13 protein-coding genes are annotated in these 15,129 nt (G+C 62.9%); 8 read left to right on the forward strand and 5 right to left on the reverse strand.

The window, feature by feature from the left end:
* Nucleotides 1-88 precede the first annotated feature (88 nt).
* Nucleotides 89-976, forward strand: coding sequence for a lipid kinase YegS (gene yegS, locus ACYUME_RS08590; RefSeq protein WP_460418568.1), 888 nt, complete (start codon nucleotides 89-91; stop codon nucleotides 974-976).
* Here the strand turns inward: yegS and ACYUME_RS08595 are convergent.
* The 3 genes from ACYUME_RS08595 to ACYUME_RS08605 all read right to left on the reverse strand — a co-directional run bounded on the left by ACYUME_RS08595 (nucleotide 960) and on the right by ACYUME_RS08605 (nucleotide 3,385).
* Nucleotides 960-1,619, reverse strand: coding sequence for a response regulator transcription factor (locus ACYUME_RS08595; RefSeq protein WP_460418569.1), 660 nt, complete (start codon nucleotides 1,617-1,619; stop codon nucleotides 960-962). The two genes, yegS and ACYUME_RS08595, sit on opposite strands and share 17 nt — an antisense overlap.
* The gene (locus ACYUME_RS08600; protein ID WP_279881070.1) at nucleotides 1,609-2,505 is read right to left on the reverse strand and encodes a sensor histidine kinase; all 897 of its coding nucleotides are present in this window, start codon (nucleotides 2,503-2,505) and stop codon (nucleotides 1,609-1,611) included. Before ACYUME_RS08600 ends, ACYUME_RS08595 begins: the two co-directional genes overlap by 11 nt.
* A 367-nt stretch (nucleotides 2,506-2,872) precedes the next feature.
* Nucleotides 2,873-3,385 (reverse strand): histidine kinase, encoded by a 513-nt coding sequence (locus tag ACYUME_RS08605; protein ID WP_460419313.1) that lies wholly within the window; start codon nucleotides 3,383-3,385, stop codon nucleotides 2,873-2,875.
* Between the two features lie 336 nt (nucleotides 3,386-3,721).
* Between ACYUME_RS08605 and ACYUME_RS08610 the strand changes: the two genes are divergently transcribed.
* Complete coding sequence (locus ACYUME_RS08610; RefSeq protein WP_460418570.1) at nucleotides 3,722-4,657, forward strand: chemotaxis protein CheV; 936 nt, start codon at nucleotides 3,722-3,724, stop codon at nucleotides 4,655-4,657.
* A 219-nt stretch (nucleotides 4,658-4,876) separates the two neighbouring features.
* The gene (locus ACYUME_RS08615) at nucleotides 4,877-5,680 is read left to right on the forward strand and encodes an MOSC domain-containing protein (protein ID WP_460418571.1); all 804 of its coding nucleotides are present in this window, start codon (nucleotides 4,877-4,879) and stop codon (nucleotides 5,678-5,680) included.
* A gap of 66 nt (nucleotides 5,681-5,746) precedes the next feature.
* Here the strand turns inward: ACYUME_RS08615 and ACYUME_RS08620 are convergent, their stop codons facing one another.
* Nucleotides 5,747-7,675: a transglycosylase SLT domain-containing protein gene (locus ACYUME_RS08620; RefSeq protein ID WP_460418572.1), complete on the reverse strand. Its 1,929-nt coding sequence runs from the start codon at nucleotides 7,673-7,675 to the stop codon at nucleotides 5,747-5,749.
* A gap of 207 nt (nucleotides 7,676-7,882) precedes the next feature.
* Here ACYUME_RS08620 and ACYUME_RS08625 point away from each other — a divergent pair, with 207 nt between their 5' ends.
* A complete protein-coding gene (locus ACYUME_RS08625; protein WP_460418573.1) occupies nucleotides 7,883-9,814 on the forward strand; it encodes an ATP-binding cassette domain-containing protein in 1,932 nt (643 codons plus the stop codon).
* 82 nt (nucleotides 9,815-9,896) lie between these two features.
* On the opposite strand, the gene ACYUME_RS08630 is transcribed toward ACYUME_RS08625, so the two are convergent.
* Nucleotides 9,897-10,340: a universal stress protein gene (locus tag ACYUME_RS08630; RefSeq protein ID WP_460418574.1), complete on the reverse strand. Its 444-nt coding sequence runs from the start codon at nucleotides 10,338-10,340 to the stop codon at nucleotides 9,897-9,899.
* 110 nt (nucleotides 10,341-10,450) lie between these two features.
* On the opposite strand from ACYUME_RS08630, the gene ACYUME_RS08635 reads away from it, so the two are divergent.
* From ACYUME_RS08635 to ACYUME_RS08650, 4 genes are all read left to right on the forward strand, one after another.
* Nucleotides 10,451-10,888 carry a hypothetical protein gene (locus tag ACYUME_RS08635; RefSeq protein WP_279881086.1) on the forward strand — a complete coding sequence of 146 codons (438 nt, stop codon included), beginning with the start codon at nucleotides 10,451-10,453 and terminating at the stop codon, nucleotides 10,886-10,888.
* Nucleotides 10,889-11,362: 474 nt separating this feature from the next.
* Nucleotides 11,363-13,510, forward strand: coding sequence for a fatty acid oxidation complex subunit alpha FadB (fadB, locus tag ACYUME_RS08640; RefSeq protein ID WP_279881088.1), 2,148 nt, complete (start codon nucleotides 11,363-11,365; stop codon nucleotides 13,508-13,510).
* Nucleotides 13,511-13,541: 31 nt separating this feature from the next.
* A complete protein-coding gene (fadA, locus tag ACYUME_RS08645; protein ID WP_279881091.1) occupies nucleotides 13,542-14,717 on the forward strand; it encodes an acetyl-CoA C-acyltransferase FadA in 1,176 nt (391 codons plus the stop codon).
* Between the two features lie 78 nt (nucleotides 14,718-14,795).
* Nucleotides 14,796-15,047, forward strand: a complete 252-nt coding sequence (locus ACYUME_RS08650; RefSeq protein WP_279881094.1) for a DUF1653 domain-containing protein — start codon at nucleotides 14,796-14,798, stop codon at nucleotides 15,045-15,047.
* Nucleotides 15,048-15,129 lie beyond the last annotated feature (82 nt).

Consider the following 15,129-nt stretch of genomic DNA (forward strand, 5'->3'; position numbering starts at 1 on the left):
GTTTTGTGTGTGCGGGGGAGCATTCCACGTGCTTCGATTGTCGAGATTGCGGTAGGCCTTTTCTGTGCGATTTGCGGGGAGCGCGACAATGAACGAGCGTAAGGCATTGCTGATCCTGCATGGCAAGCAGGCCGACAACGAAGAGGTGCACACAGCGGTTGCCCAGATGCGCGAGCGTGGCTGGACACTGGATGTGCGCCTGACCTGGGAGGGCGGTGATGCCCGGCGTCTGGTCGATGAGGCACTGCAGGCGGGCTATGGCCATGTGGTGGCGGGAGGCGGCGACGGCACGTTGCGCGACGTGGCCGAGGCCATGGCGCTGGCGACCAGCCAAGCCAGCCTGGCCCTGCTGCCGCTGGGCACGGCCAATGATTTCGCCAGGGCGGCGGCGGTCCCCCTGGAGCCGGCGGCCGCCCTGGCTCTGCTGGAGGTGGCGGCACGGCCGGTCGACCTGGGGCGGGTGGCGGACCAGTGGTTCCTGAACATGGCCACCGGCGGTTTCGGCAGCCAGGTCACGGCCAATACCTCCGAAGACCTGAAGAAAGTGCTGGGGGCGGCCGCCTACCTGTTCACCGGACTTTCACGTTTCAGTGAGCTGCAGGCCGCGTCGGTGGAGCTGCATGGGCCAGACTTCCAATGGCAGGGCGACCTGCTGGCGCTCGGCATCGGCAATGGGCGTCAGGCCGGTGGCGGGCATGTGCTGTGCCCGGATGCCAAGGTCGATGATGGTCTGTTGGACATCGGCATTCTGCCGGCACCGCAGGAAATGACCGGGGTATTGCGCGACCTGCTGGCTGGTGAAGGCCTGTTCGTGCGCGCCCGGTTGCCATGGATAGAAATCAGGAGCGCGCAAGGGCTGGACATGAATCTCGATGGTGAACCCCTGCAAGCCGCCAGCCTGCGCTTCGAAGCCGTGCCCCAGGCGTTGCGCGTACACCTGCCGGTGGATTCGCCATTGCTCAGTCGTCCAGGCTGATGATTCGCTCGCGCACGGCGAACAGCACCAGCCCCGCCACATCGAAGATCTGCAGGCGTTTCATGATCTGGGAACGGTGGGTTTCCACGGTCTTGATCGACAGGCCCAGGCCGTTGGCGATTTCCCGGGTGGATTTGCCGCGCACGATCAGGCGCAGGATCTCGAGCTGGCGGGCCGTCAGGTTGTGACGCTCGTCGTTGGGCTGCTTGCTGCTCTGCGCGCGCAGCAGGGCCTGATTGATCACGGTGTGGGCGATCGCCGGGCTGAGGTAGCGCTCGTCGTTGCGCAATGCGCTCAGGGCCTGTTCCAGCTCGGTGGCCGTGGTGTCCTTGAGCAGGTAGCCGTGGGCGCCGCTCTCCAGGGCGCGCATGATCAGCTCCGGGTCGGTGTGCATGGAGAGAATCAGCACTTTGCACGTGCAACCGCTGGCGCGCAGCTGTGTCAGGGCATCGAGGCCGCTGGTCGAGCGCATGGAAATGTCCAGCAGGACGATATCCGGGGTCAGTCGACGCACATGTTCCAGCAACTGGTCGCCGTCATCGGCCTCACCGATCACGGCATAGCCGGGGATATCCGATACCAGTGCCCGAACACCAGCACGAATCAGCGAGTGGTCGTCTACCAGCAGTAATCTACAGGTCATTGGCGGCAGAAGTCCTGGCGCGTTCTTGGCTGCGTGGCGGCCATGGGAAGAGAGCGTCGATCTGGGTGCCCTTGCCGGGCTGGCTGGTGATGGTCAGGCTGCCCTGCAGGGCGGTGGCGCGCTCCAGCATGCCGGCCATGCCACGCTGGCCGGCTTCGGCGGGCGCCGGGATGGGGACGAAACCCGCGCCGTCATCCTGGATCGACAGGGCAAGCCCGGCCGGTGTGCGCTGCAGTCGCACCACCAGGTTGCGGGCATGGGCATGGCGCAACATGTTGGTGACCGCTTCCTGGGTGATGCGAAAGGCGGCCATGGTGACCTCCTCACTGATTCCTCCGAGGCGTTGCTGGCACTCCAGGCTCCAGTGCACGTCACTGTTCTCCAGCGTGCGTAGCAGGTGCGCGCGCAAGCTCGCTTCCAGGCCGAGGCTGGCCAGTTGCCGTGGATTGAGAATTGCGGAAACGTCGCGCACGTTGCCCAGGGTGTGGTCCAGGGTGCTGCGCAGCCTGGTGCAGTGCGCCTGGAGCTCGGCGGGCACCCGGCGTTGCAGCCAGTCGACCTGAAGCTTGGCGGCCGTCAGCAGTTGGCCAATGTCGTCATGCAGTTCGCGGCTCAAGCGCTGGCGTTCGCTCTCTTGGACCTTGAGCATGCGGTTGGCCAGTTCTGCCGGTCGCAGGGTAATGGAGCGCGCCCAGTGCCGCAGGTGCCAGCCCACGCCGATCATCGCCACCAGCTGCAGCAGCAGCGCGCTCGCCGGCAGGGGAAGGGCGCGCAAGTAGCACAGCAGGTTCGCAGCCAGTGAGGCTATGCACAGCAGTGTCGTCATCCAGCGGAGCAAGGCAGCTCTGGAGCGGCAGTGCTGGAGAAACTTCAAGCGTGAGAGCATGGATAGGGAAGCCACTGAGTTAGTGCCGTAGGAAGCTTTGCGCATGTCTGGCCAGGAGTTTTTGCGTTCCGCTTCGAATAACGCATCCGGTGCACGACCGGTTGTCCGATATCCAGGGTGCGCATGTTCGAAAGGTGCGCATGTTATCACTTCGATCGGATCTGGTCGCGGGAATACAGCGGCTTGAAGCCTTGTGTTTTACGGGCTTCGACAGGTCAGTTGAGTGAAAATGTGACTAGCAGAGTGCCATTATTAGATGATGTTTCTAAAATGCCTTGATCAACTAAGAAAGCGCCACGGCTAAACATTCGGTAAAACTTGTCCAACTTCTCAAGTTGGCCACGGCTTAGTTGCTGCCAACTGCGGGTTAGTGCTGGCGATCCGTCGATATCGCGGGCGCTTCGGGCTGGTCCCCTGGAGCATGGGGATGCGCGCAGAGGGTGCCGAGCTCCTGACAGGGAGCGCATAGCCGCGTTGCGGGCATGCCCAGTGACAGGGCCAGATCACCCAGCAGCTGCTGCTGTTCTTCGCTGTCCATGTGCAGGCGACCGGTCAGGGGGTCGAGAAGCTCCAGTTGCCAGTCCAGCAGGGTCAGGCAGGCGGCCAGTGCCGGCAGGCTCTGGCCATGCAGTCGGCCTTGCTGGCAGCCTGGTGCGAGCAGTTGCTGCAGGGCGAGCGTGTAATGCGCCACTTCCACCAGGCCGAACTGCCTGGCGCGGTGGGCGAGTGTATCGAGCGTTTCGCCCAGGCAGTGACAGGCGTCAGGGTCGCTGTCGATCAGCTTCAGGTGCTGCAGGCACTCCTGGGATCTGGCCAGCAGGACCTGCGCATCCTGCAGGAAACCCTGCACGGCATCGTTGAGCAGTGGAGTGCTGTCCATCATGGCGCCTCGGTGGCGGAGTTCGGCCATACCAAGATGTTCGCTAGCAAAAGCCTGACTCCGTTCATGCATTGAGAATGGCGTCACATTAATGGCTAATGGATATCGCGAACATCAGGTTGCACCCGATTGCTCCTAGGGGTTTCCCTGATGAAGTTTCGGGTGGGTCGCTCGTTGCGAGCGTTCGAGGCGAGGGTGTGGCATCAGTAAAGCATGATGGTAAAGTGATATCAATCGCTCCGGATGGCTTTTTCCATCAGGGGTCAAGCCAGGCGAATATCCGCCGATACAAGGCTGATGCATCCAATTTCCCGACTCAAGCCAAGGGGCTGTCCAATGGCAGGCATTCTCGACACGGTAGACCAACGCACGCAACTGGTGGGTGAGAACCGCCTGGAAATCCTCATGTTCCGCCTGGCTGGCCGGCAGTTGTTTGCCATCAACGTCTTCAAGGTTCAGGAGGTGTTGCAGCTGCCCAAGCTGACCCTCATGCCGCAGCGGCACGCGTTCGTTTGCGGGGTGGTGAACTTGCGGGGGCAGACCTTGCCGGTGATCGACCTGTCCCAGGCGATCGGCATGCGCCCGCTGCAGCCAGGGCCGGACAGCACCATCATCGTCACCGAGTACAACCGCTCGGTGCAGGCCTTCCTGGTGGGAGGCGTCGACCGCATCGTCAACATGAACTGGGAGGCGATCATGCCGCCGCCGACCAGTGCAGGCCGCCAGCACTACCTCACGGCGATCACCAAGGTCGAGGAAAAACTGGTGGAGATCATCGATGTGGAGAAGGTGCTGGCCGAGATCGTGCCATACAGTGCCAAGGTGTCCCGCGACAAGCTGGACGATCCGGTGCTGGCGCGTGCCCGTGGTCGCGAGGTGCTGCTGGTGGACGACTCCAGTGTGGCGCTGGCGCAACTGCGTGACACCCTGTCGCAACTGGGGGTGAAACTGCACGTCGCCAGCGATGGCCTCAAGGCGTTGCGCCTGCTCAAGGGCTGGGCCGATGCCGGAGAGGACGTCTGCGAGAAGCTGCTGATGATCTTTACCGACGCGGAAATGCCCGAGATGGATGGCTACCGGTTGACCACCGAGATCCGCAATGACCCCCGCCTGCGCGGTCTTTATGTCGTGTTGCACACCTCGTTGTCGGGCAGCTTCAACGAATCCATGGTGAAGAAGGTCGGTTGCGACAACTTCCTTTCCAAGTTCCAGCCAGATCGCCTGGTGGACGTGGTGCGTCAACGCTTGAGCCTGGATCACGCCGTGGTGTGATAGCGGCCCGCAGCCGGTATAAGATAGTGTCCTGTCTCGGAAATAAGCTGTTCACTTTTGGCGGCATCTTGGGCGCCCGGCCGGCGTTGCCACTCCTCGCCATAGCCCTGCTATGACTCGTCGCGGCGCCTTGCCCGGACACCCAAGCCACTCGCCAAAAGAGAACGTATTTCCGAGACAGGACACTAGGTTCTTTCGACTGGCGCAAGGCGGGCAAGGATGTTTCTGAGTGCGTTGTATCGTTATCCGGTGAAATCCGGGCGGGCCCAGGGCCTGGAGGTGTCTTCTGTCGGCACCCTGGGCCTGGAGGGTGATCGGCGCTGGCTGGTGGTGGAAGAAGAGAACGGCCGCTTCCTTACCCAGCGTGCCTGGCCGCGACTGGGGCAACTCAGTGCCGCTTATGGTGCGCAGGGCCAGTTGCTGCTCGAGGCGCCAGGGCTGGCGCCATTGACGGTGGCGGTGCCGAATGCCGACGACGACTTGCGTGGTGTGACCATCTGGCGTGACACCCTGTGCGTGCCGGATGCGGGAGACGAGGCGGCGGCCTGGCTCAGCGAGCTGCTGGGCAAGGCGGTAAGGCTGGTGCACTGCCCCGAACAGCGGGCCCGCTACCTGCCCAGCGGTTACGGCCTGAACAGTGACCGGGCGGCATTTCCCGATGGCTTTCCCCTGTTGCTGATTGGCCAGGCCTCGCTGGATGAGTTGAGCCGGCGTGTCGGTCGTCCAATGGAAATGTTGCGCTTTCGTCCGAACCTGGTGGTCGAGGGCGCCGAGGCATTTGCCGAGGACCGCTGGAAGCGCATCCGCATTGGCGACATGACCTTTCGCGTGCTCAAGCCGAGCGTGCGCTGCATCCTCACCACCCTCGATCCTGCCACGGGCGAGCGCAGCCCTGACCGTGAACCGTTGACCACGCTCAAGACGTTCCGCGAGAAGGAGGGGGATGTGCTGTTTGGCCAGAACCTGGCGGTGGATGGTGAGGGGGAGCTGAGGGTGGGGATGGCCGTCCAGGTCCTCGAATAGTGCTATCGCGGGGCAAGCCCGCTCCCACGCACCGTGGGAGCGGGCTTGCCCCGCGATAGGGTCCGATCACATATCGTCGAAATACCGCTCATGCCAATCCACCAGCGGCTGCGGTGAATTGAGCTTCTGCCCGTAGATGACCGAATACGACAGCACGTTCTGCACGTACTGGCGCGTCTCGTCGAACGGAATGGACTCGACCCAGACATCGAAGCTCAGGTGCTTGGCGCCCTTGAGCCACTGGCGCACGCGCCCCGGGCCGGCGTTGTAGGCCGCCGAAGCCAGCACACGGTTGCCGTTGAACTGGCCGTGTACCTGGCTCAGGTAGGCGGCGCCGAGCTGGATGTTCTTGTCCGGGTTGAATACCTGGGCCGGCGAGGCCAGCGGGATGCTGAACTTGCGCGCGGTCTCCTTGGCGGTGCCCGGCATGAGCTGCATCAGGCCGCTGGCGCCGACACTGGAGCGGGCATCTTCCATGAAGGCACTCTCCTGGCGAGTAATGGCGAAGACCCAGCTCGAATGCAGGCCACGCACCTTGGCTTCGCGCACCAGGGTGTCACGGTGGGCCATGGGGAAGCGGATGTCCAGGTCGTCCCAGTACTGGGCCTGACTGATGGTGCGAATGGCCGGGAAGTACCAGCGCATATCGTAGGCCAGGCGTGCCTGGGCGACCATCTCGTCACGATTGAAGTGGCGGCTGACGTGGTACCACTCGCGGCGACCCTCGACGATCTGGCCGCGCGCATGGAACTCCAGGGCACGACGCACACCCGGCGTGTTGCGCACCTTGTTGATCACCGCCTTGCTCAGCACCAGTGGCTTGTTGTTCAACTGATAAGGCGTCTGTGCCCGGTCCGCGGCGAGGAATCCATAGAAGTCGCGTTCGCGGGCGACGTTCTTGTACAGCAGAGGGATCTGCGGGTTGTTGGGTTGCGCCAGCTCCAGGCTGCGAGCCTGCCAGTATTTCCAGCGGTTGCTGCTGGCCAGGTCCTGGGGCAGGCGCTTGGTCAGCTCGTAGGCATCCTCCCAGCGACCCAGGCGCAGCAACAAGCGCAGGCGCCATTCGCTGACGGTGTTGTCGCGCAGCTCGGGGTCGTAGCGGGTCATCAGGTCGAGGGCGCGCGGATCGTAGCGGCGGGCGAGCGTCAGGCCGATCTCGCGGGCGATGGCGACTTTCTCGTCGCGGGAGAAGTGCATGCGCTGGGCGTAATCGTCGAGCAGCGCCATGGCTTGTTCGGGGTTCTGGCGTGCCAGTCGGCGTAGGCCGAGGCTGACCACGTCGGACATGGCTTCGTTGACCGGGGTGAAGCGCGAGGGCTGGTTGAGCAGTTCGGGTTTCTGTGCCACGTCGAGCAGCAGCTTGCCCTGGGGGGCGAGAGTGGTCAGCGTCTTCACCAGGCTGTTCGCCAGGCCATAGTTGCGTGCCTGGGCCGCCAGCTTGGCGCGCTGCCAGCGCTTGGCCTCGGTGAGCTGGCCTTCGGCGGCCCACATGCCGAACAGGGTGTCGCAGGCCGTAGGCTGCGACTTGCCGACGTTCCACAGTTTTTCGGCGGTGGCGAAGCCTTCCGCACGCTGGCCGTGGCTGAGCTGGTACTGGCCATTGAGGCAGTCCAGCTCGGTGAAGTTGAGTTTGGGGTCGTAGTATTTGGAGAAGGTGCTCCATTCGCCGCGCTCGGCCAACCAGCGCAACCAGCGCAGCTTCATCCAGTTGGCCTGGGGCAGGTCGCCGTGGGCGGCCAGAAACCCTTCGATTTCCTCGTTGCTGGCGCTCTTGAGGCGGGCGGTCAGTTCGTCATAAGCGAGGTAGGGCGTCAGCGGATAGTCGCGCAGTGCCTGGGCATAGCGCAGGTACGGGCCTTTGTCGCCCTTGGCCAGGGCGCGCTTGGCTTCGTCGTAGTACTGGCGTTGCTGGGTGATGTCGACAGCCTGAGCGGCACTCGCGGCGGTGGCGGTGAGCAGCAGGCAGGAGGCGATTTGTAACAGGCGGCTGCGCATGATACGTCCGGGCAGTTGAACCATAGAGAGTGACGGCAATGCCAGCACTGTTGGGTATTACTGCCTAGCTTAGCCGTTTGCCGCGGGCCGGTGAAAGCACTGCGCTTGTATCGAGTTGTTATCCGACGCTCTGCTGGGCACGGCGTGCTTTTGATGTCGTGGCCGGGCAAGTCGGGTAGAATGCGCGCCCGGTTTTTGGAGATGATCATGACCCTGCTCAAATTCAGCGATGTGTCCCTTGCGTTCGGCGCCATGCCGTTGCTGGACAAGGTTTCCTGGCAGATCGCCCGTGGCGAGCGGGTCTGCATCATCGGCCGCAACGGCACGGGCAAGTCGAGCATGCTGCGCCTGGTCAAGGGTGAGCAGAAGCCCGATGACGGTGATATCTGGCGCGCCCCGGGGCTGAAAATCGGCGAGCTGCCGCAGGAGCTGCCGGTGGCGGACGAGCGCAGCGTGTTCGATGTGGTGGCCGCTGGCCTGGATGGCGTGGGCGAGCTGCTGGCCGAGTACCACCACTTGAGCCAGAACATCCAGGGCGACGAGGATCTGGAAAAGCTCATGCATGTCCAGCATGAGCTGGAAGCACGCGACGGCTGGCGTTTGCAGCAGGTGGTGGAGAGCACCCTCAGCCGCCTGCAGTTGCCCGCGGACAAGACCCTGGCCGAGCTTTCCGGTGGCTGGCGTCGCCGCGTCCTGCTGGCCCAGGCACTGGTGTCCGAGCCCGATCTGCTGCTGCTCGACGAGCCGACCAACCACCTGGATATCGGCGCCATCGCCTGGCTGGAAGAGGCTCTGAGTGGTTTCAACGGCGCGGTGCTGTTCATCACCCACGACCGTTCCTTCCTGCAGAACCTGGCCACGCGCATTCTCGAACTGGACCGGGGCGGATTGATCGACTGGAACGGCGACTACGCCAGCTTCCTCGTGCACAAGGAGGCCGAACTGGCCGCCGAGGCTACCGCCAACGCGCTGTTCGACAAGCGCTTGGCCCAGGAAGAAGTGTGGATCCGCCAGGGCATCAAGGCCCGGCGTACCCGCAACGAAGGCCGCGTGCGAGCGCTCAAGGCGCTGCGCGTGGAGCGCGGTGAGCGTCGTGAGCGCCAGGGCAAGGCCAACATCCAGATCGAAGTGGCGGACAAGTCCGGCAAGCAGGTCATGGTGCTGGAGAATGTCAGCTTCGCCCACCCGGGCGGGCCGAAGCTGGTCAAGGACTTTTCCATGGTGCTGCAGCGCGAAGATCGCATCGGTCTGCTCGGCGCCAACGGTACTGGCAAGACCACACTGCTCAAATTGATGCTGGGCGACCTGGAGCCGACCTCGGGCAAGGTCGAGCGCGGCACCAAGCTGGAAGTGGCTTATTTCGACCAGATGCGCCATCAGCTGGACCTGGAAAAGACCGTCATCGACAACCTCGCCGAAGGGCGTGATTTCATCGAGATCGACGGCCAGAATCGCCATGTGCTCAGCTACCTCGGCGACTTCCTGTTCAGTCCGCAGCGTGCGCGCACGCCGGTCAAGGCGCTCTCCGGTGGCGAGCGTGCGCGGCTGCTGCTGGCCAAGCTGTTCAGCAAGCCGGCCAACCTGCTGGTGCTGGACGAGCCGACCAACGACCTGGATGTGGAAACCCTCGAGCTGCTCGAGGAAGTGCTTTCCAACTACAAGGGCACGGTGCTGATGGTCAGCCACGACCGGGCCTTCCTCGACAACGTCGTCACCAGCACGCTGGTGTTCGAGGGCGAGGGTGGCGTTCGTGAGTATGTTGGCGGTTACGAGGACTGGATTCGCCAGGGCGGCTCGCCGAAACTGCTGGGTGTGACCGAAAGCAAGGGCGGCAAGTCCGAACTGAACAGTGCCGTGGTGGCCAAGTCGGTGGATGAGGTGGTGTCTGCGCCGGTCGCCGCGCCTGTGGCCGATGCCAGCAAGAAGAAGCTCAGCTACAAGCTGCAGCGTGAGCTGGAGGCGTTGCCGGGGCAGATCGATGCGCTGGAGCGGCAGATGGCCGAGGTGCAGGAAGAGGTCAACGCCTCGAACTTCTACCAGCGTCCGATCGATGAAACCTCTGCGGTGCTGGCCAAGCTGGAGAAGCTGCAGGGCGAGCTGGACGTGCTGGTGGAGCGCTGGGCCGAGCTGGAAGGCTGAAATGCATCGCGGGGCAAGCCCGCTCCCACGCAGCCCTGTCTGACGGGCTTTGTGGGAGCGGGCTTGCCCCGCGATGACAGGCTTACTCGGCCTTCTTCTGCAACCGCACCGCCAGCACATCGCACGGCGCGCCATGCAGCACGTCATTGGCGGTGGAGCCCAGCAGCAATGCCAGGCCATGGCGACCATGGCTGCCGACCACGATCAGGTCGCACTTCTGATCCTTGGCCAGCTGGTGGATTTCCTGGCGAGGTTGGCCATAGACCAAGTGCGAATCACCTTTCTGGATGTCCGGATACTTGGTGAACAGGCGCTCCATGCGTTCCTTGGCCTGGTCGAACTGCTGCTGCTGAAGCTGCGAGAGGTCCATTGGCACATCGCCGCCAAAGGCCATGGCCATCGGTTCGACGATATGCACCAGGGACACCTTGGCGCCACTTGCCAGGGCGATTACCTTGGCCCGCTTGATCACCGGGTCGCATTCCTCGGTCAGGTCGACGGCGACCAGAAGATGTTCATAGGACATGTGCAGTACTCCTGACAATCGCGATAGTAGAAGTATGGTCGCTTTCGGGGCGGGCGTTCGTGAAGCCTGGGTAACCCGCTCATTTGCAACGCTTTATAAGGTCTACAGATATGACGGTATGGCTGGTGGTGTCAATCCTTGCAGTGATGCTCAGCCCGCTGGCCTGGTTGCGCCAGTCGCGCAAGCAGAGCGAGCAGATGAACCTGCGCCTTGAAGGCCGGCGCATGGGGCTGGCCATGCAGCTGGCGCCACAGCAGTGGCCGCACTGGCTGGAAAAGGAGCCGCCCAGCCCTTGTCCGCAATACCATCGGGCACGGCGCAAGGGGCGGGAGGACAGCTGGTGCTACTGGCAGATCACGCCCGGCGTGTGGTGGAACCAATGGCGTGAGCCTTGTGCGGATCCGCGTCTGAGCGAGGCCTTCGCGCGCCTGCCGGAAACCGTCTACAAGGTCGAGGCCGACAGCCGCATGATCGCGCTGTACTGGAGCGAGCGCGGCGAAAAATCTGTTTTGCAGGATATTGCCCAGACCCTCGACACCCTGGCCTGACCGCCGCCAACGTAAAACGGCGCGCCGGAGCAATTACGCTCCGACGCGCCGTTTTACGTTCTGCCATGCAGAAAAAGGCCAGGCAGGCCGGAAACACCTTCATTCAGACGCAGTGTAGCCATCGCCCGCGGATGCGTTTAGAAAAATGCAGCATTCAAGGCCGATGATGGTCTATCGCTGACATGAATGGTCGGCGATCACTGTCATCATGTTTCGTACCACGCACCTGGAATATGACTGGAAAGTCGCATTTTCACGGCGTTCGCGAGCATTTGACAACGCGGTTCTTTTCGGAGAATGTGTGCATACCCAAATCAAACGGGCGTATGAATTGAGCGTTTGTATGTCAGACGGCTCTTACAGAATCCCGATTAGCGCGCCGACGGGTGTGCCTGGGGCGAGGGACCGACAGACCGGCTCTCCCGCCAGCGATCGGCGTGTACAGTTCAGCTTCCATATCGTGGAGATCAGTTGATGATTTACGAAGGTAAAGCCATCACGGTTAAGGCTCTTGAAAGCGGCATCGTCGAACTGAAGTTCGACCTCAAGGGTGAGTCCGTCAACAAGTTCAACCGCCTCACCTTGAACGAACTGCGTCAGGCAGTGGATGCCATCAAGGCCGACGCTTCGGTCAAGGGCGTGATCGTCAGCAGCGGCAAGGACGTGTTCATCGTCGGCGCCGACATCACCGAATTCGTCGACAACTTCAAGCTGCCCGAGGCCGAACTGGTCGCCGGCAACCTGGAAGCCAACCGCATTTTCAGCGACTTCGAAGACCTGCAGGTGCCGACGGTCGTCGCCATCAACGGCATCGCCCTGGGCGGTGGCCTGGAGATGTGCCTGGCCGCCGACTACCGGGTCATGTCCAGCGCTGCCAAGATCGGCCTGCCCGAAGTGAAGCTGGGGATCTACCCAGGCTTCGGCGGTACCGTGCGCCTGCCACGCCTGATCGGTTCGGACAACGCCATCGAGTGGATCGCCTCCGGCAAGGAAAACCGTGCCGAAGACGCCCTGAAAGTGGGCGCCGTCGATGCGGTGGTCGCGCCGGATCTGCTGCAGGCCGGTGCCCTGGACCTGATCAAGCGCGCCATCAGCGGCGAACTGGATTACAAGGCCAAGCGCCAGCCCAAGCTGGAAAAGCTCAAGCTCAACGCCATCGAGCAGATGATGGCCTTCGAGACCGCCAAGGGCTTCGTCGCCGGCCAGGCCGGACCGAACTACCCCGCGCCAGTCGAAGCCATCAAGACCATCCAGAAAGCCGCCAACTTCGGCCGTGACAAGGCCCTGGAAGTCGAAGCCGCAGGCTTCGCCAAGCTGGCCAAGACTTCGGTCGCCGAAAGCCTGATCGGCTTGTTCCTGAACGACCAGGAGCTCAAGCGCAAGGCCAAGGCTCACGATGAAATCGCCCACGAGGTGAAACAGGCCGCCGTGCTCGGCGCTGGCATCATGGGGGGCGGCATCGCCTACCAGTCGGCGGTCAAGGGCACCCCGATCCTGATGAAGGATATCCGCGAGGAAGCCATCCAGCTGGGCCTGAACGAAGCCTCCAAGCTGCTCGGCAAGCGCGTCGAGAAGGGTCGCCTGACCCCGGCGAAGATGGCCGAGGCGCTTAATGCCATTCGTCCGACCCTCTCCTACGGCGATTTCGCCAACGTCGACATCGTCGTCGAGGCCGTGGTCGAGAATCCGAAGGTCAAGCAGGCGGTGCTGGCCGAAGTGGAAGGCCAGGTGAAGGAAGATGCCATCCTGGCCTCCAACACCTCGACCATTTCCATCAACCTGCTGGCCAAGGCGCTCAAGCGTCCGGAAAACTTCGTCGGCATGCACTTCTTCAACCCCGTGCACATGATGCCGCTGGTCGAAGTCATCCGCGGCGAGAAGTCCAGCGAAGTCGCGGTCGCGACTACCGTCGCCTACGCCAAGAAGATGGGCAAGAACCCGATCGTGGTCAACGACTGCCCGGGCTTCCTGGTCAACCGCGTGCTGTTCCCGTACTTCGGCGGCTTCGCCAAGCTGGTCAGCGCCGGCGTCGACTTCGTGCGCATCGACAAGGTGATGGAGAAGTTCGGCTGGCCGATGGGTCCGGCCTACCTGATGGACGTGGTCGGCATCGACACCGGCCACCACGGCCGCGATGTAATGGCCGAGGGCTTCCCGGACCGCATGAAGGATGATCGCCGCTCCGCCGTCGACGCCCTCTACGAGGCCAATCGCCTGGGCCAGAAGAACGGCAAGGGCTTCTACGCCTACGAGACCGACAAGCGCGGCAAGCCGAAGAAAGTCTTCGATGCCACCGTGCTCGACGTGCTCAAGCCGATCGTCTTCGAACAGCGTGAGGTCAGCGACGAGGACATCATCAACTGGATGATGGTGCCGCTGTGCCTGGAGACCGTGCGCTGCCTGGAAGACGGCATCGTCGAGACCGCCGCCGAAGCCGACATGGGCCTGGTCTACGGCATCGGTTTCCCTCCCTTCCGTGGTGGCGCGCTGCGCTACATCGATTCGATCGGGGTCGCCGAGTTCGTCGCACTGGCCGACAAGTACGCCGACCTGGGGCCGCTGTATCACCCCACTGCGAAGCTGCGCGAAATGGCCAAGAACGGCCAGCGCTTCTTCAACTGAGCGCCCAACGAGCTAGAGCGAGAATATTGATATGAGCCTGAATCCAAGAGACGTGGTGATTGTCGACTTCGGTCGCACGCCGATGGGCCGTTCCAAAGGTGGCATGCACCGCAATACCCGTGCCGAGGACCTGTCTGCGCACCTGATCAGCAAGCTGCTGGAGCGCAACGACAAGATCGACCCGAAAGAAGTCGAGGACGTGATCTGGGGCTGCGTCAACCAGACCCTGGAGCAGGGTTGGAACGTCGCGCGCATGGCCTCGCTGATGACCCAGATTCCGCACACCGCCGCGGCGCAGACCGTCAGCCGGCTGTGCGGTTCGTCGATGAGCGCGCTGCACACCGCCGCCCAGGCGATCATGACCGGCAACGGTGATGTGTTCGTGGTCGGTGGCGTGGAGCACATGGGCCACGTCAGCATGATGCACGGCGTCGACCCCAACCCGCACCTGTCCTTGTACGCCGCCAAGGCTTCCGGGATGATGGGCCTCACCGCCGAGATGCTCGGCAAGATGCACGGCATCACCCGTGAGCAACAGGACCTGTTCGGCCTGCGTTCGCACCAGCTCGCCCACAAGGCGACGGTCGAAGGCAAGTTCAAGGATGAGATCATCCCGATCCAGGGCTACGACGAGAACGGCTTCCTGAAGGTCTTCGACTACGACGAGACCATTCGCCCGGAAACCACCCTCGAAGGCCTGGCGTCGCTGAAACCGGCGTTCAACCCCAAAGGCGGTACCGTGACTGCCGGCACCTCGTCGCAGATCACCGACGGCGCCTCGTGCATGATCGTCATGTCCGGCCAGCGCGCCATGGACCTGGGCATCCAGCCGTTGGCCGTGATTCGTTCCATGGCCGTGGCGGGTGTCGATCCGGCGATCATGGGCTATGGTCCGGTCCCGGCGACGCAGAAAGCCCTCAAGCGAGCAGGCCTGACCATCGCCGATATCGACTTCTTCGAGCTCAACGAGGCCTTCGCCGCACAGGCCCTGCCGGTGCTGAAGGATCTGAAAGTGCTCGACAAGATGGATGAGAAGGTTAACCTGCACGGCGGCGCCATCGCACTGGGTCACCCGTTCGGTTGCTCGGGGGCGCGGATTTCCGGCACCCTGCTCAACGTCATGAAGCAAAATGGCGGCACCCTGGGCGTGGCGACCATGTGCGTCGGCCTGGGTCAAGGCATCACCACTGTCTTCGAACGCGTCTGATCGCGTCGCATGACAGCAGCCGGGGCCATGTGCCCCGGCTTTTGTTTTTTACAGGATTTGTTCAAGAGGGCGAGCGACATGCAGATACAACCTGGTGTGTACCGGCATTACAAGGGCCCTGAGTACCGCGTGTTCAGCGTGGCACGCCATTCCGAGAGCGAGGAGTGGATGGTGTTCTATCAGTGCCTGTATGGTGATTACAGCTTCTGGGTGAGACCGCTTTGCATGTTCCAGGAGTCCGTCGAGGTTGACGGCGAGCAAGTGCCACGCTTTGCTTTGGTCAGGGCCGAAGAGGGCTTGCCCGAGCTGCGTGGCAAGGCACAAGAGTGATCGACCGCGCTTGACCTCGCACTTTCGCCACTATATATAGCGGTGCCGCGTCTGGCACCTGACGCGTTTTTCATCTTCAGAT

It is taken from the genome of Pseudomonas sp. microsymbiont 2, assembly GCF_054788395.1.